The organism is Streptomyces sp. HUAS MS02 (assembly GCF_055702265.1).
The window spans coordinates 3,564,113-3,585,029 of sequence record NZ_CM146747.1 but is presented as its reverse complement, the minus strand read 5'-3'; the positions used below and the strand labels follow the sequence as shown (position 1 = coordinate 3,585,029).

Below are 20,917 nucleotides of genomic sequence, written 5' to 3'. Positions count from 1 at the left end.
CCGGCCACGCCCCCGTCCCACGGGGGCCGTCCGAAGTGCCGGTATCGTTGCTGACGGTCGGCCGCTTCGTAGACTTCCCCGTATCGGGGGACGCGAAGCATTCGTAGGAATGTACAAGCGTGCAGGTGCACCGCATGCACCGGCGCGATCGGCGGACCCGAACGTCCCGTAGAACCCGTAGAACCCGTAGAACCCGTAGAAAGGGCCCCACCGTGGCCGCCAAGCCCGTGGCCAAGCGCCTCGTCGTGCTGGTCTCCGGATCCGGCACCAACCTCCAGGCGCTGCTGGACGCCATCGCGACGACCGGCGTCGAGGCATACGGCGCCGAGATCGTGGCCGTCGGAGCCGACCGCGGCGGGATCGAGGGACTCGCCCGCGCCGAGCGCGCCGGGCTGCCGACCTTCGTCTGCCGGGTCAAGGACCACGCCACGCGTGAGGAGTGGGACGCGGCGCTCGCCGAGGCCGTCGCCGCCCATGAGCCGGACCTCGTCGTCTCCGCCGGATTCATGAAGATCGTGGGGAAGGAGTTCCTCGCGCGGTTCGGCGGCCGGTTCGTCAACACCCACCCGGCTCTCCTCCCCAGTTTCCCGGGGACCCACGGGGTGCGGGACGCGCTCGCGTACGGCGCCCGGGTCACCGGCTGCACCGTCCACTTCGTCGACGACGGCGTCGACACCGGGCCGATCATCGCCCAGGGCGTGGTGGAGATCCGGGACGAGGACGACGAGAGCGCTCTGCACGAGCGCATCAAGGAAGTCGAGCGAAGGCTGCTCGTCGATGTCGTGGGGCGGCTCGCCCGCAACGGCTATCGCATTGAGGGACGAAAGGTAGTTATCCAGTGACCGCCGACATCAACAAGCGGCCCCTTCGCCGGGCGCTCGTCAGCGTCTACGACAAGACCGGGCTGGAGGAGCTGGCGCGCGGGCTGCACGAGGCCGGTGTCGAGCTCGTCTCCACCGGCTCCACGGCCGCGAAGATCGCCGCCGCGGGCGTCCCCGTCACCAAGGTCGAGGAGCTCACCGGCTTCCCCGAGTGCCTGGACGGCCGGGTGAAGACCCTGCACCCCAAGGTCCACGCGGGCATCCTCGCCGACCTCCGGCTGGAGGACCACCAGCGCCAGCTCGCCGAGCTGGGTGTCGAGCCGTTCGACCTCGTCGTCGTGAACCTCTACCCGTTCCGGGAGACCGTCGCCTCCGGTGCCACCCCCGACGAGTGTGTCGAGCAGATCGACATCGGCGGGCCCTCGATGGTCCGCGCCGCTGCCAAGAACCACCCCTCCGTGGCGGTCGTCACCAGCCCCGCCCGGTACGCGGACGTCCTCGCCGCCGTGCAGGACGGCGGGTTCGACCTCACCACCCGTAAGCGGCTCGCCGCCGAGGCCTTCCAGCACACGGCCGCGTACGACGTGGCCGTGGCCTCCTGGTTCGCCTCGTCCTACGCGCCCGCCGACGACTCGCAGTTCCCCGACTTCCTCGGGGCCACCTGGGAGCGCGCGCACACCCTGCGCTACGGCGAGAACCCGCACCAGCCGGCCGCGTTGTACGTCTCCGGGACCGGCGGTCTCGCCGAGGCCGAGCAGCTGCACGGCAAGGAGATGTCGTACAACAACTACACGGACACGGACGCCGCGCGCCGTGCCGCGTACGACCACGACGAGCCGGCCGTCGCGATCATCAAGCACGCGAACCCCTGCGGTATCGCGGTCGGCGCGGATGTCGCCGAGGCGCACCGCAAGGCGCACGCCTGTGACCCGCTGTCCGCGTTCGGCGGTGTGATCGCCGTCAACCGGCCGGTCAGCAAGGAGATGGCCGAGCAGGTCGCGGAGATCTTCACCGAGGTCATCGTCGCGCCCGACTACGAGGAGGGGGCTCTGGAGGCCCTCGCCAAGAAGAAGAACATCCGGGTGCTGAAGGCGCCGGGCGCGCCCGCCGCGCAGGTGGAGCTGAAGCCCGTCGACGGCGGTGCGCTGCTCCAGGTGACCGACCGCCTCCAGGCCGACGGCGACGACCCGGCGAACTGGACCCTCGCGACCGGCGACGCCCTCTCCGCCGAAGAGCTGGCCGAGCTGGCGTTCGCCTGGAAGGCCTGCCGCGCGGTGAAGTCCAACGCCATCCTGCTCGCCAAGGACGGCGCGTCGGTCGGTGTGGGGATGGGGCAGGTCAACCGCGTCGACTCCTGCAAGCTGGCGGTCGAGCGGGCCGGCGCCGAGCGCGCGCGGGGCTCGTACGTCGCCTCGGACGCGTTCTTCCCGTTCCCGGACAACATCGACGTGCTGGGTGCGGCCGGCGTCAAGGCCATCGTCCAGCCGGGCGGTTCGGTCCGTGACGAGCTGGTCGTCGAGGCCGCGCAGAAGGCCGGGATCACGATGTACTTCACGGGGACGCGGCACTTCTTCCACTGATCCCACTGATCCCACTGAGCGGATGCGCTGAGGGCGTGAGGTGTCAGGCGTGAGGCGAGGGGCCCGTCGGTTCGTCCGACGGGCCCCACGTCGTACGTGTGCGCTGTGGTCCATTCCGCCGCTGCCGAGCAGCCCGAGCGGTACGTACGGCCCGAGGCGCGCGGGGCCCGAGGCCCGCAGTGGGGTCGGTCCCATGGGCAACACGAGTTGACGAGAGAGCACCGTGCGGGCGCTGCCGGGAACGGCCCGCCGGAGCTGGTCCGGCGGGCCGTCGCGGGCGGGCCGTATCAGCAGTTCTTGCTCACGACGTCCTTCCACGTCTTGCCCGAGCCCGTGTACGACTTGCCGCTGAAGTGCACCGGCTTGCGGTGCTCGGTCGGGATCCCGTTGGTCCGGTACCGCTGCTCGTAGTGCAGGTGGGCGTGGTTGCCGCTGTTGTTGCCGGTGGCGCCGATCCGGCCGATCTGCTTCTTCGCGGAGACGTTCTGGCCCACCTTGACGTACTTGGTGGCGCTGTCCTTCAGGTGGTAGTACGCCGTGTACCAGCCGCCGCCGTGGTTGATGATGATCATGTTGCCGGCGCCGGAGTCCTTGTAGGCCTTGACGACCTTGCCCTTGTAGCCGGGGTAGACGGGCCTCCCGGAGGAGCCCGGGTTGTCCTTCACCACTATGTCGATGGCCGGGTTGTGGCCCCAGGTGTCGATCCGCCAGTGGGTGTTGCACTTGAACGGCATCTGGAACTTCGGCTTGGCCGCCGCGGCCACGTCACCCGCCGTGGACGCGGACGTCGGCGCGGCCGCGGCCGAACCCCCGGCCGCCAGGCCGAAGGAGCGCCACGGCGGTCGCGGCGATCGAGACGGCCGTCCTGCGCCGTACGGCCGAAGGGCAGGGACTCGCCGGGCGCGAGTCGGATCTGTTCGCCCGGACCCGCTCCGTCGACGGGCACGACGATGATGCTGTGCATGACTGGTTCCTCCCCCGAGGCAGACATGGACGCGTCAGGGTACGGCGCGAGGAGGCGGACACCGCAGGTCCGGCACATCGGGCGTTTCCTAAGAAGGAACTGTCATAGAGGGCCATAGCAGGTGATAGACGGCACGTGATCGCCAGAGAGAGCGGCTCATTTCATGACGTAACGCCCTCTCCGTGGCGGCTGTGGCGGCTGTGGCGGCTGTTGCGGTTGCGGGCGGAATGGCCGATACCCCGGTGCAGAGGCGGGCGTTCCGCTGCGAGGGTCGACGGGACAGCGCTCTGGACTCAGGAGGTTCCGTCATGCGCAGCAGGCTGAATCGGTTACGCCGGACCGTGGCCGTCGGCGCGGTGGTCACGGCCGCGCTCGGTACGGGAATGGGCGGCACCGCCGTCGCCGCCCAGAAGGAGGCGGCGGCGGTGCCGTGTCCGCAGGGGTTCGTGTGTCTCGCGGAGAACCCGAACGGCGCGGGCCGCGTGTACCGCATAGCGCAAGGGGCGGCGGCGCAGCTGGGTTCGGCGCGGGTCGGTGAGGCCACCAACAGCACGAGCATCGACTACTGCGTGATCGGCACCTTCAGCTACCTCCTCCGCCCTGGCGAGACCCAGACCCGGGACAGTGTCGTCCGCTCCGTGACGCCCCGTCCGACCAGCGGGACCTGCCCGGTGTGAACACGCCGAAGGGCCGTACCCCTGCCGCGGGGTACGGCCCTTCGCTGTGCTCGGCGGCGCTCAGTAGCGCGGGCGGTTGAACCACGCCTTGCCGTTGGCGTTGCCGACGAAGACGGCGATCAGGATGCCCAGCACCAGGTGGACCAGGCCGATCAGGAAGAACGGGAAGACGCCCAGGACGGCCGTGATGATGCCGAAGACCAGCGCGGCGACGCGTACGCCGTTGCCCCCGGTCTTGAACTTCACGGCCAGCATGATCGCGTAGACGAGCCAGGCCACCGCGAAGACGGCGATCGCCACCATCTGGCCGGTGGGGATGTTGCCCAGCGCCTCCGCGAGGGCCGGGTCCTCGGTGCTGTCGCTGGCAGCGGCCACACCGATCGCGCCGATGCCGTACAGGAGCACGCCGACGACCTGGAGGCCGACGATGACCCAGAGCATGATGCGGGCCGCGTTCACCGTGCTGGGCATGGTCTCGGGCGCACCCGGGTAGCCGCCGTAGCCCTGGGAGACCGGCGGGGCGGTCGGGTAGCCGTAGCCCGGCTGCTGGGGCTGGTTCTGCTGCGGGTAGCCGTAGCCCGGGGCGGGCGGCTGCTGCTGGGGCTGGCCGTACGGGTTGTTCGGGTCGCCGAAGCTCATGCGGGGTTTCCTCCGTTGCCTGGTGCGGGGACGCGCGGCACGGTTCGGAGGAATGCCCTGCCTTTTGAACTGGTCACGCCCCCCGGCAGTGCCCGCGGCACTGTGTCCCAATCGTTTTATATGCCCGCCCGGATGTCCAGGGAGATACGCCGTGTGTTGTGCAAGTGCAACACACCCGATCTTGTTCGGCGCGGCCCGCGCGTACGGTCCGATGCGGGCCGGAAGGCGTCCGCCTGGTGACCGGATTGGAACCCGGCACCGGTCATCCGCGAAGATTGGGGCCATGAGCGCCCAGATTCTCGATGGCAAGGCCACCGCAGCCGCGATCAAGTCCGATCTGACCGCCCGCGTGGCGGTGCTGAAGGAGAAGGGCGTCACGCCCGGACTCGGCACGATCCTGGTCGGGGAGGACCCCGGCAGCCAGAAGTACGTGGCGGGCAAGCACCGCGACTGCGCGCAGGTGGGCATCGCCTCCATCCAGCGCGAGCTGCCCGCGACCGCCACGCAGGAGGAGATCGAGGCGGTGGTGCGGGAGCTCAACGAGGACCCCGCGTGCACCGGATACATCGTGCAGCTGCCGCTTCCCAAGGGCATCGACGAGAACCGCATCCTCGAACTGATGGACCCCGACAAGGACGCGGACGGCCTGCACCCGATGAACCTCGGGCGCCTCGTCCTGAACGAGCCCGCGCCGCTGCCCTGCACGCCGAACGGTGTCCTCACCCTGCTCCGCCAGTACGGCGTGGAGATCAAGGGTGCCGAGGTCGTGGTCGTCGGTCGGGGTGTGACCATCGGCCGCCCGATGCCGCTGCTGCTGACCCGGCGCAGCGAGAACGCCACGGTGACCCAGTGCCACACGGGTACGCGTGACCTGGCCGCGCACCTCAAGCGCGCCGACATCATCGTCGCGGCGGCCGGTTCGGCCCACCTCGTCCGGCCCGAGGACGTCAAGCCGGGCGCCGCCGTGCTCGACGTCGGTGTCTCCCGCTCCGCCGAGGGCAAGATCGTCGGGGACGTGCACCCCGGAGTCGCCGAAGTCGCCGGCTGGATCTCCCCCAACCCCGGGGGTGTCGGGCCCATGACCCGCGCCCAGCTGCTCGTCAACGTGGTCGAGGCGGCGGAGCGCAGTGTCGGCTGACGGCAGGACGGAGGGGACATCGGGACGGCCGGGCGCGGCGGCGTCGGAGAGGGCACAGATGTCGAGGACCACGGAAACGGCCAGGACGACAGGAACCGCGGGGGCCGCTGAGGGGGCCGGGGCGGTTGAGACGCCGGAGACTGCGGAAGCGGCGGAGACTGCGGAGACGGCTGGCGCGGACGAGGGTGCGGGGCGCGCGCGGTCTACCGGCGCGGCCGCAGGGTCGGGCGAAGCGGCCGAGGTCGTCGGCGCTACCGCTGAAGCGGCCGGGGCGGCCGACGCGGCCAGGTCCGCCGAGGGCGGTGATGAGATCGAGGTGCGGGATCACATCAGCGTGCCCGATGCCGACGGGAAGCCCGTGCGCGGTACCCGGCGGTTCCCGATGTTCACCAAGGACACCGCGCGACCCGAGGGCGGCGGCCGGGCGGCACCGCGTGAGGCGCCGGCGCCCGTCCGGCAGTGGCCGATCCTCGCCGTGCTGAGCACCGTGGGCGTCGGCCTGCTGCTCACCGCGCTGGACGCGTTCCGGGTCGGCACGATCCTGATCGGCGTCGCGCTGCTCGCCGGCGCGGCGATGCGCTGGGCCGTCCGGGACGTCGGCATGCTCGCCGTCCGCTCCCGCTTCACCGACATGGCCACGTACATCTTCCTGGGCACCGCGATCGTGCTGCTCGCGCTGATGGCCCAGCCCAAGCCGTGGCTGGAGATCCCGTTCCTCAAGGACACGCTGCACTTCACGGTGGGCGACGAGGAGACCGGCTGAGACCGGCCGCTTCGCCCCGGCCCGGTCCCTGACGCAGTGCGACGGCGGTCCGTCCCCTCCCCCGAGTAAGGACGGGCCGCCGTCGCGTTCCACGTTCCTGCACGGCGAACGACCTGTTCAACAGCTGTCAGGCCGCTGTGGCACGGAAGTGACCATTCCGCCAAGGTGTCCGGATCGGGCCACGGCGACGGCACCCAGACGTCATCCCGGCATGGCAGCAGCGCAGGCCGGCGGCGGTCAGGCCATCGCTGGCAGGCCGGCAGCGCCAGGCCACCGGCGGCAGGCCGACAGCCGTGGATCATCACCGGCGCGGGAACGATTTCACGCGCCCCCGTTCGTGCCCTTCGCTTCGCCTCACCAGGTCACCCACATCACTCCGCACCACTCCCACCCGGTCCGGCGCACTGTCCGAACGCCACGGCTCCGACGGCCGTACCGGTGGGAACCGGTCCACCCACGACCTTCGTCACCTGCTCAGACCCACCCTTGAGCCCCACCCTTGAGCCGAGGAGGCAGCCCGATGAGCGCCTGGCAGCCGCTGCCGGACGAACTCCCCCCGGAGGTACAGCATTTCGTCGAGCAGCTGCGCCTGCTGAAGGACCGCACGGGACTGAGTCTCGTCGCGCTCGGCGCGCGCACCGCCTACAGCAAGTCCTCCTGGCAGCGGTACCTCAACGGCACCCAGCCCCCGCCCCGCCAGGCGGTCGTGGCCCTGTGCCGGGTCGCCGGGGAGGACGCCGCACGCTTCGGGGCGCTGCGCGAACTGGCCCTGCGGGCCTGGCCGCGCCCGGCCCCCCAGACGGTGCCGCCGTCCCAGCCGCCCCAGCCCGGAGCGGCGGGGGAGCGGACGGAGAACGCGACCGAGGCGTACACCGAGGCGTACGAGGACGACCCCACGCTCCCCTGGTGGGACACCCCCGCCGATGAACCGTCCCCCCGCCCACCCGGCCGCGTCGCCCTCTACGCCGCCCTCGCCGTCCTGCTCGCCCTGGCCCTCGTCGCCGCCGCGCTGATAGGGGCCGTCACCCTGTCGTGACGACCCCCGTCAACTCCTTGCTGCGTCCGTCGACCTTCCGGTGGGCGCCCACCGTCACCCATCGGCGCCCACCGTCACCGATCGGCGCTCACCGTCAGTGATCGGTGCCGGCCGGACCCCCTCAGCCGCGCCAGTCGTACGCGGCGACCTTCCACTTCGAGCCGATCCTGACGTAGTAGTCCCCGTCGAGGCGCTTGAAGTTCACCTCGTGCGACAGGCCCGCGTACGTCACCTTGCCGTCGCCGTACGGCCCGTCGAGGAAGCCGTCGGCCTGGCCGAAGGTCTCCTTGCCGACGATCCCGTCGACGTCCTCCAGGTCTTCCTGCGCCTGCCAGTACTTGGTCGCCGAGCGGGTCTTCCAGCCGAAGATCCCGTCGATGTCCCACTGGGTGAAGGTGTGCAGCTTCCCGCTGGAGTCCTTCCACTTGGCGCCGTCGGCGTACAGGACGCTCTGCCACAGCCGCGTCGCGTTGCTCTTGGCGTGCGAGTTGACGGACAGCGTGCCCTCGTCGCCCCAGTCGTTGTACGCGGCACCGGAGCCGTCGACGACGTGCGGCTCCGCGGCCGTGGCGAGCGGAGCGGCGGTGCCGAGCGCGAGCCCGGCCGAGGCCGTCACGGCGACGGCCGCGAGCAGCAGCCTGGACTTGAGTTGCATGTGATCCCCCTGGTCCCCGTTGACTGTCGGTCTTCAGTGACGCACACGTTCCTCGCTGGTGTGTACGAGGTGCACGAGCCCCTGTTCGACTTGTGTGACCGTGCCTGTGTGGTCGCTGTGTCGATGTGTTGACAAGTTCGAGGATGTGCGGCCGACCCACTCAACACCAGGGCTAACGTGGGCATTTGGGATGGTCCGGGACGTCCCGTGCCTGGACCTGCGATTCCGCCCGGAAAATCGGGATGTCGGTGGGACACTGGAACACAGACCGTTGTGGGGCGCGCGACAGCGCGTGAGCACGTCCGAAATGCTCCCGCACGCCCCTTTCCACGGAACTGGCATCCCCGCAGGGCGCATCCCAGTGGGTAGGCCAGAACGGGGCTTCGGAGAGGGCCCCGGGTCGTACGGGTCGTACGGAGAGACGTACGGGGGGAAGAGGGGGAAGTAATGCCTCGTTGGAGGGCCTTGCCGGATGAACTCGATCCACAGGTCAGGGAGTTCGCGGGCCAGCTCCGCCGGCTCGTCGACCGCGGTGGGCTGAGCATCGCCGCGGTGGCCGACCGCACGGGCTACAGCAAGACGTCCTGGGAGCGGTATCTCAACGGCAGACTGCTCGCGCCGAAAGGCGCGATCGTCGCGTTGGCCGAGGTGACGGGTACCGATCCCGTCCATCTGACCACGATGTGGGAGCTGGCCGAGCGGGCCTGGAGCCGTTCGGAGATGCGCCACGACATGACCATGGAAGCGATCCGTATCTCCCAGGCGCGCGCCGCCCTCGGCGAGACGGGCGGCCAGTCCACCGTCAAGGGCGGCGGCAGGAACGGAAGAGCGGGCCGCAGCGCCACCGCGACGCCGGGCGTGGCGGGCCCGGCGGGAGTCTCGCCGACCGTCCCGCCGCAGCCGCGCTCCCCGAGCGATCGCATCTCGCGCTCGCCGTACGGGGGTTCGAGCGAGCCGTCGCCCTCGTCGCCGTCCGCTCCCTCCGTGTCCTCCTCGTCCTCCTCGTCCTCCCCCGCGCCGCCCTACGGCGGGGTCGGCGGGGCCGGGTCGGTCGCCGGAGGGGCGTCGCGCGTCAGCTGGGGAGCGACCCCGCCGGCCTCCTCGTCGGGCTCCTCGCCCTCGGCGGCCTCTGCCTCGCCGTCGGGCCTGGTGGGAGGGCGGTCGTCGTCGGCCTCCTCCGGGGCTGCCCCGGGTTCCGCCTCGGTGTCGTCGGCCTCCTCGTCCCGGGTCCCGGCCGGGGCCTCGGACTCCGGAGGTGTCCAGGGCGGCGGTGACGCCGCGGCCCCCTCCGGTGTCTTCGGGCCCCCGCCGGGCGGTGGCGGCCGGTCCGGCGACGGCGACTCCCAGCCGAAGCGGCGCGTGACGATGTTCCTCGCCGGGGCCGTGGGGGCGCTCGTCGTCATCGCGGCGGCGTTCCTGCTCACCGACGGAGACGGCAAGGACCGGGCGGGGGACGGGCCGCCGACCTCCCCGTCGACCTCGATCGGCACGAACCCCGACCTCCCGGCCGGCGTGAAGTGCAGCGGCAAGGACTGCGACGGCAAGGACCCCGAGACCATGGGATGCATCGGCAACCTCGTCCGGACCACCGACGAGGCCACGATCGGCACCACCCGCGTCGAGGTCCGCTACAGCAAGGCCTGTCAGGCCGCCTGGGCGCGCATCACCGGCGCCGCCCAGGGTGACGAGGTCCAGGTCTCGGTCGGGAAGACCAAGCAGACGGCCGCCATCGAAGCCGCCGGCGACAACATCGCCTACACCCAGATGGTCGCCGTGAAGGACGCGGGCGAGGCCACGGCCTGCGCGACCCTGGCGTCCGGGCAGAAGGGCTGCACGGGGTAGCGATCGGCCCACTCGCCCTCGCTCTTCTTTTCCTCGCCCCGGTGGACTCACTGTCGGCGGACTCGCCCTCCGCCGACTCGCCGTCGGCGGACTCGCTCCCGCCGACGGACTCGCGATCTGCCGACTCACCGTCGGCAGCTCCGGTCACCTTCCGTAATCAAGCCTGCCGAAAAAGTAATCACGGTGTAAGTGGAATGCCCGCCGAACTCCGGGGCAGGCGGAGAGTACCCCCACGGGAGTCCGGTCCGCCCGGGAGACGCACCACCCTCCCGGCCCGGCACCCCCACAGGCGGCCGCCTCGGTCCCACCCCCCCCGGACCGGCGGCCGCCTCTTTCGTGTGGCCCTCCCCGCAGCGCGACTTGTGGGCTGGGCCACACGAACCCCGGCCGTCCGGGATCCCGGATGCGCGATAGCCTGACCACCGATCTCTTGACGCCGAGAGATCGATCATTTGTACGTCCCGCAGGGGCAGGGACGCCCCACCGCCAGCTGTCATACGGAGAACGCCATGACCCGCACTCCCGTGAACGTCACCGTCACCGGCGCGGCCGGCCAGATCGGTTACGCCCTGCTCTTCCGCATCGCCTCCGGCCAGCTGCTCGGCGCGGACGTGCCGGTCAAGCTCCGCCTCCTGGAGATCACGCCGGCGCTCAAGGCCGCCGAGGGCACCGCCATGGAGCTCGACGACTGCGCCTTCCCGCTCCTGGCGGGCATCGACATCACCGACGACCCGAACGTCGCCTTCGACGGCGCCAACGTCGGTCTGCTCGTCGGCGCCCGCCCCCGTACCAAGGGCATGGAGCGCGGCGACCTGCTCGAGGCCAACGGCGGCATCTTCAAGCCGCAGGGCAAGGCCATCAACGACCACGCGGCGGACGACATCAAGGTCCTCGTCGTCGGCAACCCGGCCAACACCAACGCCCTCATCGCCCAGGCCGCCGCGCCGGACGTACCGGCCGAGCGCTTCACCGCGATGACCCGTCTGGACCACAACCGCGCGCTGACCCAGCTGTCGAAGAAGACGGGCGTCCCGGTCTCCGAGATCAAGAAGCTCACGATCTGGGGCAACCACTCCGCGACCCAGTACCCGGACATCTTCCACGCCACGGTCGCCGGCAAGAACGCCGCCGAGGTCGTCAACGACGAGAAGTGGCTCGCCGAGGACTTCATCCCGACCGTCGCCAAGCGTGGCGCCGCGATCATCGAGGCCCGTGGCGCCTCGTCGGCCGCCTCCGCCGCCAACGCCGCCATCGACCACATCTACACCTGGGTCAACGGCACCGCCGAGGGCGACTGGGCCTCCATGGGCATCCCGTCCGACGGCTCCTACGGTGTGGCCGAGGGCCTCATCTCCTCCTTCCCGGTCACGGTGAAGGACGGCAAGTACGAGATCGTCCAGGGCCTGGAGATCAACGAGTTCTCCCGCGCCCGTATCGACGCCTCGGTCCAGGAGTTGGCGGAGGAGCGCGAGGCCGTCCGCGCGCTCGGCCTCCTCTGAGCAGCCCTCTTGGGGGCGGCGCCCCCTAGCTCGTCCACACAGGCCCTGTCCCGGTTTCGACCAGGACGGGGCCTGTGCGGCGTGTTCGCCGCTATCGTCTGCCTACGCACGTCATGAGAACGCCGACGTCGGCAAGGGGGACAGGATGACGCGCTGGGACCCGCACCAAGGACGCTGGGTGGACGAGCCCTCAGGAGGGGGCAGCCCCTGGCCGCGCACCGCAGCCATCGTCGTACTCGCCGCATTGTTGGGCGGCGGCGCCGGATTAGGGGTGTGGACCCTGTCCAGGGACGACGACTCGACCCGTACGACGGCCACGGACACCTCCTCCACCACGCCCCCGCCTTCTCTCTCGGTGGCGGGCCCGGAGGACGACGAGGCCACCTCCTCGGCCACCCCGAAACAGTCGGCCCCGGATGACGAAGGGGCCGACGGCACGGACGCGGACAACGGTGAGGACGGGGACGGGAGCGGGAGCGCGGGCGCGAGCGACGGCGCGGACGTCGCCCCCGGCTACGTACGCTCCGACGACCCGGCGGGCTTCACCGTCCACGCCCCCTCCGGCTGGGACCGGACCGCGAAGACACCGTCGGGCAAACCACCGGTCGTGACGTACGAGTCCCCGGACGGCAGCCAAATCCTCCAGATCTTCCAGGTCAGCGAGGGCACCCCCGCCGAATCCATGGAGATGGCCGAGAACGAGAACTACGGCTTCGCCCGCCTCCCCGGCTACCGCGTCATCGACCGCGCCGCCGCCGACAACGACAGCTTCTCCGAGGTCGTCTACCGCTTCGACGGCGACGGCGACCTGGGCCCCCGCCGGGTCATCGACCACCGCTTCCGCACGGCCGACGACCAGATCTACGGCATTCGCCTCAGCGGGCCCGAGTCGACCCCGCTCGACACCCTGCGCGAGCCGGTCACGATGGCGGTCACCTCCCTGTGCCCGACGGGAGCGACCTGCGTACGGGGGTGAGCGCGGGGGCGGCCTACGGCGGCCTCTTCAGGAAGAGGCGCGCCCCGTCGCCCTGTCGCCCCGCCCTGTAGCTCTGAGCTGCCAAGCCGCGTGCTCGGGGGTGCTCCGGTCCCTTCACCGCAGCTCGCGGAAGAACTCCCTCAGGTCCTCGACGAGCGCCCCCGGAGCCTCCAGGGCGAGGAAGTGGCCCCCGCGTTCGAGTTCGGTCCACCGCACGATGTCGTGGTCCCGCTCGGCCCAGCGCCGGACCGTCACGTCGCGCGCGGAGACCAGCACGGCCGTGGGCACCTTCGCGCCTCCGCCACCGGTCTCACCCCGGTCCTCCGCCCCGCCCCGAGCCTCGGTCTCGCCCCAGGAATCCTCCGCGCCGCCCCAGGAACCCTCCACGTCTCCCCACGAACTCGCGGAGATCTCCTCGTAGTAGATCTGCGCGGCCGACGCGGCCGTGCCGGTGAACCAGTAGAGCGAGACGTTCGTCAGCATGCGGTCCCGGTCGACGCTGTCCTCCGGCAGCCCGTCCTCGGGGTCCGTGAGTTCCTTGAACTTCTCCACGATCCAGGCCAGTTGCCCCACGGGGGAGTCCGTCAGCCCGTACGCCACCGTCTGCGGCCGTTTGGAGTTGCACTGGAGGTAGCCGTCGTTGAAGTCCTGCATGGTCTGCCAGCGCCGCTGCTCGACCTCGCTGAGGCCGTCCGTCTCGCCCTCCGCCCCGACGGGGAAGGAGATCATGCCGTTGACGTGGACCCCGACGACCCGCTCCGGCGCCTGCTTCCCCATCTCGGGCGCGATCCACGATCCGGTGTCGTATCCCTGGACGCCGTACCGCTCGTAGCCCAGACGGGACATCAGCTCCGTGAACACCGAGGCCGTCCGGGCCGCGTTCATCCCGGGCCCGGCCAGCGGCGTGGAGAGTCCGAACCCCGGCAGCGACGGGATGACCAGGTGAAACGCGTCGCCCGGATCCCCGCCGTGCGCCCGGGGATCGGACAGCGGGCCGATGACGTCCAGGAAATCCACCACCGAGCCCGGCCAGCCGTGCAGCAGCAGCAACGGCGTGGCCCCCGCCTCCGGCGACCGCACATGCAGGAAGTGCACGTTCTGTCCGTCGACCTCCGCCGTGTACTGGTCGTACGCGTTGACCACCGCCTCCTGCGCCCGCCAGTCGAAGCCGGTGCGCCAGTACTCGGCGAGCTCCTTCAGATAGCCCGTCGGCACGCCCCGAGTCCACCCCACACCGGGGAGTTCGTCGGGCCAGCGGGTGTCGGCCAGGCGTCGGCACAGGTCGTCGAGGCGGTCCTGCGGGATCGCGAGCCGGAACGGAGTGGGTGCGAACGGAGTGGGCGCGGGCGTGGGCGTACGCGTGGACGCGGCTGTCGGGTTCGTCATGGCTCCGACGCTACGAACCGGTTGGGTCACCCTCGGTCCTAACTCTGCGGCACCCTCAAGACCATGCTGGAGACCTCCGGACGACTGCTGAAACTGCTCGCCCTGCTGCAGAGCCACCGCGACCGCGACCGTTCCGGCGCCGAACTCGCCGAGCAGCTCGGCGTCAGTCGACGCACCCTGCGCCGGGACATCGAGCGACTGCGCGACCTCGGCTACCCCGTGCACGCCGCCCGGGGCGCCGCCGGCTACCGGCTCGGCGCCGGCGCGAGCCTGCCGCCCCTGCTGCTCGACGACGAGGAGGCCGTCGCGGTCGTGGTCGGACTGCGCACCGCCGCCGAGGGCACGGTCACCGGCATCGAGGAGGCCTCGCTGCGCGCCCTCACCAAGCTGGAGCAGGTGCTGCCGTCCCGGCTGCGGCACCGGGTGACGACCCTGCACCACGCCACCGTCCGGGCGGGAGCGGCCCCGGTCCCCAAGGTCGCGCCGGACACCCTCATGGCCATCGCCGAAGCCTGCCGCCGCCACGAACGCCTCCGCTTCGACTACACCAGCCCGCACACCTCGGCCCCGGATACCCGTACGCCGGAGCCACGGGCCACGTCCCGATCCGCGCCCCGAACGGCGCCGCGCGTCCGCACCGTCGAGCCGCACAGGCTCGTCAGCTTCGACCGGCACTGGTATCTCGTCGCCTGGGACATGGACCGCGCGGACTGGCGGACCTTCCGAGTCGACCGCCTCGTGCCACGCACCCCGACCGGACCACGCTTCGTCCCGCGCGCACTCCCCGACGGCGACGCGGCGACCTATCTGGCTCACCGCCTCTCGTCCCGGGCCTGGCCCTTCCGGGCCACCGTCACCCTGCACGAGTCGGCCGCATCGGTCGGGGACCGGCTCTGGCCCGGTATGGGGGCGCTCGAACCGGTCGACGACGATCGCTGTCTGCTGCACCTGGGCGCCGAGACCCCGCGCGACCTCGCCTGGATGATCACCTCGGTGGACGCCGACTTCACCCTGGACGCGTCCGCCCCACCCGAACTCGCCGAGGCCCTGCGCGCCCAGGCCACCCGCTCGCTGCGGGCGATCCGCCGCCCGTAGGGAGCCCTTCGCACCCAGTTGGCCTCCTCCAGGAGTCGATCACTAGTCTGAGCGCCGATAAAGCGCACAATAAGACGGCGGCCGGTTTTCGTGCATGCATCGCGGACCGGTCCCGGTACGGCAGGGCTCACGAGCCCTACGGGGGAGCACACATGGGAGAACAGCGCAGGCGGCTGCGGTCCAGCACGGTCGTACTCGGTGGGATGGGCCTCGTCGCGGCGGCCCTGACCTCCTGCGGTTCGGATCCGGACCGCCGCTGCGTGGACCGCGACAGCTACGACTACGCCAACGGCTACAAGATCATCGCCGACAAGCGCTGCGACTCGAGCTCCAGCTCCTCGTCGTCGTACGGCAAGAACCGCAAGAGCAACAGCAGCGGCAACCGCAGCCAGACCGGCTCGGTCGACGCCGCCTGGTACTACGACGCCGACGTCAGCGGCGGCCGCGCCGACTACGGCACCTTCAGCCGCAGCGAGGCCGTCGACCGGGACGGCTTCGGCTGCTCGGGCTCCGGCTCCGGCGGCGGCTGACCCGGCGGGCGAGGCACCACCATGGAACGCCGCACCATCGAACCCCGGCCGGGCTGGCAGGAGACCGTCGAGGAACAGGGGCTGATCTACCCGCTGACCCGCCACCCCGACGGTTCCCTGCGCCCGTACTGGGACGAGAGCGCGTACTACGTCTTCTCGCTGCCCGAGGTCGAGGCACTGGAGGAGGTCGTCGAGGAACTGCACGGCATGTGCCTCGCGGCCGCTGAACACATCGTGGCCGAGGACCGCTTCGCCGACCTCGGCATCACCGACCCGCGCCTCGCCGGTCTCATCGCCGAGGCGTGGCGCCGACGCGCCGAACTGCCGTCCGTCTACGGCCGCTTCGACCTCCGCTACGACGGCACCGGCCCGGCCAAGATGCTGGAGTACAACGCCGACACCCCGACCTCGCTCGTCGAGGCGGCCAGCCCCCAGTGGTTCTGGATGGAGGAACGCTTCCCGGGCGCCGACCAGTGGAACTCCCTCCACGAACGTCTCGTCGACGCCTGGAAGAAGCAGTCCCCCCTCCTGCCGCCGGGCAGCCCCCTCTACTTCGCGCATTCCGCCGGCGACGAACTCGGCGAGGACCTGATGACGGTCGCCTATCTGAAGGAGACCGCCGAACAGGCCGGGCTCGCCACCGACTGGATCTCCATGGAGGACATCGGCTGGGACCGCCTCTCCGAGCGCTTCGTCGACAAGAAGCTCCGCTTCATCCGCGGCATCTTCAAGCTCTACCCGTGGGAGTGGCTCACCACCGACCGTTTCGCCTCCCATGTCCTCGCCACCCTCGACAACGGCGGCGGCACCGGCACCACGATGTGGATCGAGCCCGCCTGGAAGATGCTCCTCAGCAACAAGGCCCTCCTGGCCGTCCTCTGGGAGCTGTACCCCGGCCACCCCAACCTCCTCCCCGCCTATCTCGACGGCCCCCGCGAACTGGCCGCCACCACCGGCTACGTCGCCAAACCCCTCCTCGGCCGCGAGGGCGCCGGGGTCACCCTGCACGCCCCGGGCACCGCCCCCGCGCTCCGCGAAGAACCCTGCTGCTACCAGGAGTTGGCACCCCTGCCCGCCTTCGACGACAACCACGTCGTCCTCGGCGCCTGGGTCGTCGAGAACGAGTCCGCGGGCCTCGGCATCCGCGAGTCCTCGGGCCTGGTCACGGACGAGTACGCCCGCTTCCTCCCGCACGTCATCCTCTGACCGACGGTCCCTCCTCCCGACTTCTCCCGACTTCTCCCGTCGTTCGAATGGTGGACGTCCCGGCCCGCCGCTCCGGTCCGCCCGATAGGGTGACCGGTGGGTCGTGACTGGCGCGCTGGGATGGGACGGACCATCGGGGAGCGGCCCGGGGAAGATGAGTGCCGTGCGCCTGGGCCGTACCGTGAACGCTGAACGCAACGTCCGGAGGTCCCCATGTCAGCCGAGCCCCTCTCCCACGAGTCCACCGCCTTCCGTGCCGCCCTCGATGTGATCCGCGCCGTCGAGCCGCGGGTGGCCGACGCCATCGGCCAGGAGGTCACCGACCAGCGCGAGATGCTCAAGCTGATCGCCTCCGAGAACTACGCCTCCCCGGCCACCCTCCTGGCCATGGGCAACTGGTTCAGCGACAAGTACGCCGAGGGCACCGTCGGCCGCCGCTTCTACGCCGGCTGTCGCAACGTCGACACTGTCGAGTCCCTCGCCGCCGAGCACGCCAAGGAACTCTTCGGCGCCCGCCACGCCTACGTCCAGCCGCACTCCGGCATCGACGCCAACCTGGTCGCCTTCTGGTCCGTCCTCGCCGACCGGGTCGAGGTCCCCTTCCTGGAGAAGGCCGGCGCCCGCCAGGTCAACGACCTCTCCGACGCCGACTGGGCCGAACTCCGTCAGGCCTTCGGCAACCAGCGCATGCTCGGCATGTCCCTGGACGCCGGCGGCCACCTCACCCACGGCTTCCGCCCGAACATCTCCGGCAAGATGTTCGACCAGCGCTCCTACGGCACCGACCCCGCCACCGGCCTCATCGACTACGACGCCCTGCGCACCTCCGCCCGTGAGTTCAAGCCGCTGATCATCGTCGCCGGTTACTCCGCCTACCCCCGTCTCGTGAACTTCCGGATCATGCGCGAGATCGCCGACGAGGTCGGCGCCACGCTCATGGTCGACATGGCGCACTTCGCGGGCCTCGTCGCCGGCAAGGTCCTCACCGGCGACTTCGACCCCGTACCGCACGCCCAGATCGTCACCACGACCACCCACAAGTCGCTGCGCGGCCCGCGCGGCGGCATGGTCCTGTGCGACGACTCCCTCAAGGACCAGGTCGACCGGGGCTGCCCGATGGTCCTCGGCGGCCCGCTCCCGCACGTCATGGCCGCCAAGGCAGTCGCCCTCGCCGAGGCCCGTCAGCCCGCCTTCCAGGACTACGCGCAGCGCATCGTCGACAACTCCCGTGCGCTGGCGGAAGGGCTGATGCGCCGGGGCGCCACCCTGGTCACCGGCGGCACCGACAACCACCTCAACCTGATCGACGTCGCCACCTCCTACGGTCTCACCGGCCGTCAGGCCGAGGCCGCGCTGCTCGACTCCGGCATCGTCACCAACCGCAACGCCATCCCGGCCGACCCGAACGGCGCCTGGTACACCTCCGGCATCCGCATCGGCACGCCCGCGCTGACCACGCGAGGGCTGGGCACGGCCGAGATGGACGAGGTCGCCGGCCTCATCGACCGCGTCCTCACCACCACCGAGCCCGGCACCACCAAGTCCGGCGCCCCCTCCAAGGCCCAGCACGTCCTCGACGCGAAGGTCGCCGACGAGATCTCCCGTCGTGCCACCGACCTCGTCGCCGGCTTCCCGCTGTACCCGGAGATCGACCTCGGCTGAACCGGCCGACCCTCCGGCCGCCCACCGACCGTCTGCCGACCGCCGCCCTCAGGCGTCCAGCAGCTCCTGACGGGGCTCCCGCGGTGGCCCGGACCCGTTCCGGGCCGCCGCGCGGCGCAGCAGGAGGGTGGCACCGCCGGAGCCGACGAGCAGGCCCAGCGCCAGAGCGGGTATCGCCCAGTGGGCGTGGTCGGCCAGACCGGGTGCGGTGGCCGCGGCCCTGGCGTCGGCGGTCGTCCCGGCGGAGTCGGCCACGGTCCCTCCCGCCGCCTCGCCGGAACGCGGCTCGTCCCGCACCGGGTCCCCGGGGGCCGGATCACCCGGGGCCACGCCCAGGATTCCCAGGCCGTTGAGCAGCTTCCGCAGCTGGTCCGGCTGCTTCGCCCGGTGCCAGACGCCGGCGCCCGCGGCGCCCGGATCCTCCTCGCCGGCGACGAGCGTCGTGTGGATCCAGATGTCCTTGGTGTCCGGCGCGGCCGTGTAGACCCGGTCCAGCCGCCACGGCGTCACGTCGTGGATCATCCACGTCACGCTGACCATGTCACTGATCCCTTCTCCCCATATGTCCTCCCGCCCCCACCGCGGGGCCTCCTCGCGATCCTGGTCGAGCTCGCCGCCCGCGCGGGCGAGGAGCTTCTCCAGGTCGCCGTACTCGTCCTGTGTGCCGTACAGCGAAGCCGTCCGCTGGCCGGTCGGGGCGACCAGCAGCACACTGGTCGGTCCGCCCGCCGCCGAGGGCTGAGCCCCCAGCAGCACCAGAGCGAACGCGGTCAGCAACCCGCCCACCGTCGCCGTCAGTTGTCGCAGTCCACGCATCCGACACCCCCCGATCGATCCCGGTGCGGTCCTCCCGCACTCGCGGTGTCATTCCTGGTACACCGCTCGGACCGCCGGGGTTCCCACCCGGACCGGACCGATCAGTCCAACGAGTCCGCGATCTCCCGCGCCCGAGTCTTCGACGCCACGCCCTCCAGCCGCAGCGTGAACGCGTCGTCGTGGACCCACAGAAGGGTGGGCCCGGCCGTGCGCTCGGAGCGGGTGAGGCGGGAGCCGTCCTCGGAGGTCATCCAGAAGCGCAGCAGGTGCGGTTCGGGGAACCACAGCGCGTCGTGCGCGCCGTCCTTCAGCCCGACCCACTCCACGGCCTGCTCGCCCGCCACGGTCTTGCCGTACTCGGGGGCCAGCCGGGCCGCGTACTCGTCGAGCCGGACGGTCCCTCCCCGCTCGTCCCAGCAGAGGGTGATCACGAAGCGGTCCTTCGGCGCACGCGTCACGGACACCGCGTCCGGAGGACCCAGCGCCTCCGGCACGAGCGGAGCGAACCCCGCCCGCCGCCCGGCCTCGGCCAGCGGGACCGGCTCCGGGCAGCCGGGCACCCGCGCGCCCGGCGAAGGCGTCGCCGACGGGTCGTACCGCACCTCGACCCCGCCGAAGGAGAACCAGTCGGCCACCGCCGCCCGCACCGGAGGGGTGAGGACGAGGGCCGTGAGCAGCCCGCACAGCGCGGCGATCAGCGCGCGCCACCGCGTCCGCGCCCACCGGCGCACCGCCCGCAGCCGCTCCCCGGCCCCCGGCGGCTCGGCCACCGGCGTCGGCACCCGCTCGGCCAGTATCTGCTGGAGAACCCGCTCGACCATGGTCTCGTCGCCGTCGCTCCCGGGCCGGTCCAGGGCCCGCCCGAGCGCCCGCAGCTCCTGGGGCAACCGGACGTCACGCATGTCACCCCCCGTGTTCCCGCCCTTCCGCGACCGCTCCCGGTCCTCGCCAGGACCGCGCTCCCCGCCCTCGCCCGGCTCACGCACGCCCCTCACCCCCTTCCCCCTTCCGGCCCAGCGGTTCCCCCGGCTCGAACTCCGGCAGGAGGCGGCCCAGCTTGCGCAGGGCCCGGCTCAGACGGGACTTCACCGTGCCCCGGGGCCAGCCCAGGGCGGCCGCCGTCTCGGGCTCGTCCATCTCCAGCAGATAGCGGTACGTGACGACCAGCCGGTGTTCCTCGCTCAGCTTCTCCAGGGCGCCCAGGAGCGCGACACGCCGCTCTATCTCCAGCGCGGCGACCGCCGGGTCGGCCGAGGGCGGTATCAGCGGCTCGGCCTCCACGAAGGCGGCCTCCCGGTCGGCCAGCGAACGCTGGCGCCCCGCCGTCCGCACTGTGTTCCTCGTCTCATTGGCCACGATCGACAGAAGCCACGGCCGGAACGCGGCACCGTCCCGGAAGCGGCCCAGGGTGCAGTACGCCTTGAAGAAGGCCTGCTGCACCACGTCCTCCGCGTCCGAACCGGCACCGAGCGCCCGCGCCGCTCGCAGCGCGATGCCCGTGTGGGCACGCACCAGCTCCGCATAGGCCTCCGGCTCCCCGGCGCGTACGCGTGCGATCACCGCGGCCTCATCGACGATGCGGCCCCCCTCCCGCGTTCTCACAACATGGGTACACCGCCCGGACCGGATCGG

20 protein-coding genes and 1 riboswitch are annotated in these 20,917 nt (G+C 71.5%); of the genes, 13 read left to right on the top strand and 7 right to left on the bottom strand.

The annotated features are described in order from the left end of the window. Window positions 1-212 precede the first annotated feature (212 nt). Window positions 213-842 carry a phosphoribosylglycinamide formyltransferase gene (gene purN, locus ACZ9QC_RS15255; protein WP_467292251.1) on the top strand — a complete coding sequence of 210 codons (630 nt, stop codon included), beginning with the start codon at window positions 213-215 and terminating at the stop codon, window positions 840-842. Further along, complete coding sequence (gene purH / locus ACZ9QC_RS15250; protein ID WP_472920635.1) at window positions 839-2,401, top strand: bifunctional phosphoribosylaminoimidazolecarboxamide formyltransferase/IMP cyclohydrolase; 1,563 nt, start codon at window positions 839-841, stop codon at window positions 2,399-2,401. The genes purN and purH overlap by 4 nt, the downstream gene beginning before the upstream one ends. Before the next feature lie 287 nt (window positions 2,402-2,688). Here the strand turns inward: purH and ACZ9QC_RS15245 are convergent, their stop codons facing one another. After that, window positions 2,689-3,165 (bottom strand): M23 family metallopeptidase, encoded by a 477-nt coding sequence (locus ACZ9QC_RS15245; protein WP_472920634.1) that lies wholly within the window; start codon window positions 3,163-3,165, stop codon window positions 2,689-2,691. Window positions 3,166-3,673: 508 nt separating this feature from the next. Between ACZ9QC_RS15245 and ACZ9QC_RS15240 the strand changes: the two genes are divergently transcribed. Beyond that, window positions 3,674-4,042, top strand: a complete 369-nt coding sequence (locus ACZ9QC_RS15240) for a peptidase inhibitor family I36 protein (protein WP_472920633.1) — start codon at window positions 3,674-3,676, stop codon at window positions 4,040-4,042. Between the two features lie 60 nt (window positions 4,043-4,102). Here ACZ9QC_RS15240 and ACZ9QC_RS15235 read toward each other — a convergent pair whose 3' ends face one another. Further along, window positions 4,103-4,681, bottom strand: coding sequence for a hypothetical protein (locus ACZ9QC_RS15235; protein WP_472920632.1), 579 nt, complete (start codon window positions 4,679-4,681; stop codon window positions 4,103-4,105). 283 nt (window positions 4,682-4,964) lie between these two features. Between ACZ9QC_RS15235 and ACZ9QC_RS15230 the strand changes: the two genes are divergently transcribed. From ACZ9QC_RS15230 to ACZ9QC_RS15220, 3 genes are all read left to right on the top strand, one after another. Then, the gene (locus tag ACZ9QC_RS15230) at window positions 4,965-5,819 is read left to right on the top strand and encodes a bifunctional methylenetetrahydrofolate dehydrogenase/methenyltetrahydrofolate cyclohydrolase (protein ID WP_184904459.1); all 855 of its coding nucleotides are present in this window, start codon (window positions 4,965-4,967) and stop codon (window positions 5,817-5,819) included. Window positions 5,820-6,129: 310 nt separating this feature from the next. Further along, entirely contained in the window at window positions 6,130-6,582 is a 453-nt protein-coding gene (locus ACZ9QC_RS15225; RefSeq protein ID WP_472921698.1) for a DUF3017 domain-containing protein, read from the top strand. Between the two features lie 520 nt (window positions 6,583-7,102). After that, on the top strand, window positions 7,103-7,618 hold the full coding sequence (locus tag ACZ9QC_RS15220; protein WP_472920631.1) for a helix-turn-helix domain-containing protein: 516 nt from the start codon (window positions 7,103-7,105) through the stop codon (window positions 7,616-7,618). 121 nt (window positions 7,619-7,739) lie between these two features. Here ACZ9QC_RS15220 and ACZ9QC_RS15215 read toward each other — a convergent pair whose 3' ends face one another. Next, entirely contained in the window at window positions 7,740-8,273 is a 534-nt protein-coding gene (locus ACZ9QC_RS15215) for a peptidoglycan-binding domain-containing protein (RefSeq protein WP_472920630.1), read from the bottom strand. Between the two features lie 447 nt (window positions 8,274-8,720). Between ACZ9QC_RS15215 and ACZ9QC_RS15210 the strand changes: the two genes are divergently transcribed. The 3 genes from ACZ9QC_RS15210 (at window position 8,721) to ACZ9QC_RS15200 (ending at window position 12,590) form a co-directional block, all read left to right on the top strand. Continuing rightward, the gene (locus ACZ9QC_RS15210; protein ID WP_472920629.1) at window positions 8,721-10,115 is read left to right on the top strand and encodes a helix-turn-helix domain-containing protein; all 1,395 of its coding nucleotides are present in this window, start codon (window positions 8,721-8,723) and stop codon (window positions 10,113-10,115) included. 509 nt (window positions 10,116-10,624) lie between these two features. Further along, a complete protein-coding gene (locus ACZ9QC_RS15205) occupies window positions 10,625-11,614 on the top strand; it encodes a malate dehydrogenase (RefSeq protein ID WP_472920628.1) in 990 nt (329 codons plus the stop codon). A 145-nt stretch (window positions 11,615-11,759) separates the two neighbouring features. Next, the gene (locus ACZ9QC_RS15200; RefSeq protein ID WP_472920627.1) at window positions 11,760-12,590 is read left to right on the top strand and encodes a hypothetical protein; all 831 of its coding nucleotides are present in this window, start codon (window positions 11,760-11,762) and stop codon (window positions 12,588-12,590) included. Between the two features lie 114 nt (window positions 12,591-12,704). On the opposite strand, the gene ACZ9QC_RS15195 is transcribed toward ACZ9QC_RS15200, so the two are convergent. Further along, window positions 12,705-13,976 carry an epoxide hydrolase family protein gene (locus tag ACZ9QC_RS15195; RefSeq protein ID WP_472920626.1) on the bottom strand — a complete coding sequence of 424 codons (1,272 nt, stop codon included), beginning with the start codon at window positions 13,974-13,976 and terminating at the stop codon, window positions 12,705-12,707. A gap of 63 nt (window positions 13,977-14,039) precedes the next feature. Between ACZ9QC_RS15195 and ACZ9QC_RS15190 the strand changes: the two genes are divergently transcribed. From ACZ9QC_RS15190 to ACZ9QC_RS15175, 4 genes are all read left to right on the top strand, one after another. Further along, window positions 14,040-15,071: a helix-turn-helix transcriptional regulator gene (locus ACZ9QC_RS15190; protein ID WP_472920625.1), complete on the top strand. Its 1,032-nt coding sequence runs from the start codon at window positions 14,040-14,042 to the stop codon at window positions 15,069-15,071. A gap of 152 nt (window positions 15,072-15,223) precedes the next feature. Further along, entirely contained in the window at window positions 15,224-15,601 is a 378-nt protein-coding gene (locus tag ACZ9QC_RS15185) for a hypothetical protein (protein WP_472920624.1), read from the top strand. A 21-nt stretch (window positions 15,602-15,622) separates the two neighbouring features. After that, a complete protein-coding gene (locus tag ACZ9QC_RS15180; RefSeq protein ID WP_472920623.1) occupies window positions 15,623-16,807 on the top strand; it encodes a glutathionylspermidine synthase family protein in 1,185 nt (394 codons plus the stop codon). Between the two features lie 93 nt (window positions 16,808-16,900). After that, window positions 16,901-16,989: riboswitch (ZMP/ZTP riboswitch) on the top strand. 31 nt (window positions 16,990-17,020) lie between these two features. Beyond that, the gene (locus ACZ9QC_RS15175; RefSeq protein WP_472920622.1) at window positions 17,021-18,469 is read left to right on the top strand and encodes a glycine hydroxymethyltransferase; all 1,449 of its coding nucleotides are present in this window, start codon (window positions 17,021-17,023) and stop codon (window positions 18,467-18,469) included. 48 nt (window positions 18,470-18,517) lie between these two features. Here the strand turns inward: ACZ9QC_RS15175 and ACZ9QC_RS15170 are convergent, their stop codons facing one another. The 3 genes from ACZ9QC_RS15170 to ACZ9QC_RS15160 form a co-directional block, all read right to left on the bottom strand. After that, the gene (locus tag ACZ9QC_RS15170; RefSeq protein ID WP_472920621.1) at window positions 18,518-19,285 is read right to left on the bottom strand and encodes a hypothetical protein; all 768 of its coding nucleotides are present in this window, start codon (window positions 19,283-19,285) and stop codon (window positions 18,518-18,520) included. 101 nt (window positions 19,286-19,386) lie between these two features. Beyond that, window positions 19,387-20,187 carry a hypothetical protein gene (locus tag ACZ9QC_RS15165; RefSeq protein ID WP_472921697.1) on the bottom strand — a complete coding sequence of 267 codons (801 nt, stop codon included), beginning with the start codon at window positions 20,185-20,187 and terminating at the stop codon, window positions 19,387-19,389. Window positions 20,188-20,263: 76 nt separating this feature from the next. Then, window positions 20,264-20,887 (bottom strand): RNA polymerase sigma factor, encoded by a 624-nt coding sequence (locus ACZ9QC_RS15160; protein WP_472920620.1) that lies wholly within the window; start codon window positions 20,885-20,887, stop codon window positions 20,264-20,266. Window positions 20,888-20,917 lie beyond the last annotated feature (30 nt).

Coding starts and splice junctions, on each gene's coding strand:
- ACZ9QC_RS15240 (WP_472920633.1), top strand. CDS start 3,674: ATGCGCAGCAGGCTGAATCGGTTACGCCGGACCGTGGCCGTCGGCGCG.
- ACZ9QC_RS15235 (WP_472920632.1), bottom strand. CDS start 4,681: ATGAGCTTCGGCGACCCGAACAACCCGTACGGCCAGCCCCAGCAGCAG.
- ACZ9QC_RS15230 (WP_184904459.1), top strand. CDS start 4,965: ATGAGCGCCCAGATTCTCGATGGCAAGGCCACCGCAGCCGCGATCAAG.
- ACZ9QC_RS15220 (WP_472920631.1), top strand. CDS start 7,103: ATGAGCGCCTGGCAGCCGCTGCCGGACGAACTCCCCCCGGAGGTACAG.
- ACZ9QC_RS15215 (WP_472920630.1), bottom strand. CDS start 8,273: ATGCAACTCAAGTCCAGGCTGCTGCTCGCGGCCGTCGCCGTGACGGCC.
- ACZ9QC_RS15210 (WP_472920629.1), top strand. CDS start 8,721: ATGCCTCGTTGGAGGGCCTTGCCGGATGAACTCGATCCACAGGTCAGG.
- ACZ9QC_RS15205 (WP_472920628.1), top strand. CDS start 10,625: ATGACCCGCACTCCCGTGAACGTCACCGTCACCGGCGCGGCCGGCCAG.
- ACZ9QC_RS15200 (WP_472920627.1), top strand. CDS start 11,760: ATGACGCGCTGGGACCCGCACCAAGGACGCTGGGTGGACGAGCCCTCA.
- ACZ9QC_RS15195 (WP_472920626.1), bottom strand. CDS start 13,976: ATGACGAACCCGACAGCCGCGTCCACGCGTACGCCCACGCCCGCGCCC.
- ACZ9QC_RS15190 (WP_472920625.1), top strand. CDS start 14,040: ATGCTGGAGACCTCCGGACGACTGCTGAAACTGCTCGCCCTGCTGCAG.
- ACZ9QC_RS15185 (WP_472920624.1), top strand. CDS start 15,224: ATGGGAGAACAGCGCAGGCGGCTGCGGTCCAGCACGGTCGTACTCGGT.
- ACZ9QC_RS15180 (WP_472920623.1), top strand. CDS start 15,623: ATGGAACGCCGCACCATCGAACCCCGGCCGGGCTGGCAGGAGACCGTC.
- ACZ9QC_RS15175 (WP_472920622.1), top strand. CDS start 17,021: ATGTCAGCCGAGCCCCTCTCCCACGAGTCCACCGCCTTCCGTGCCGCC.
- ACZ9QC_RS15170 (WP_472920621.1), bottom strand. CDS start 19,285: ATGCGTGGACTGCGACAACTGACGGCGACGGTGGGCGGGTTGCTGACC.
- ACZ9QC_RS15165 (WP_472921697.1), bottom strand. CDS start 20,187: ATGCGTGACGTCCGGTTGCCCCAGGAGCTGCGGGCGCTCGGGCGGGCC.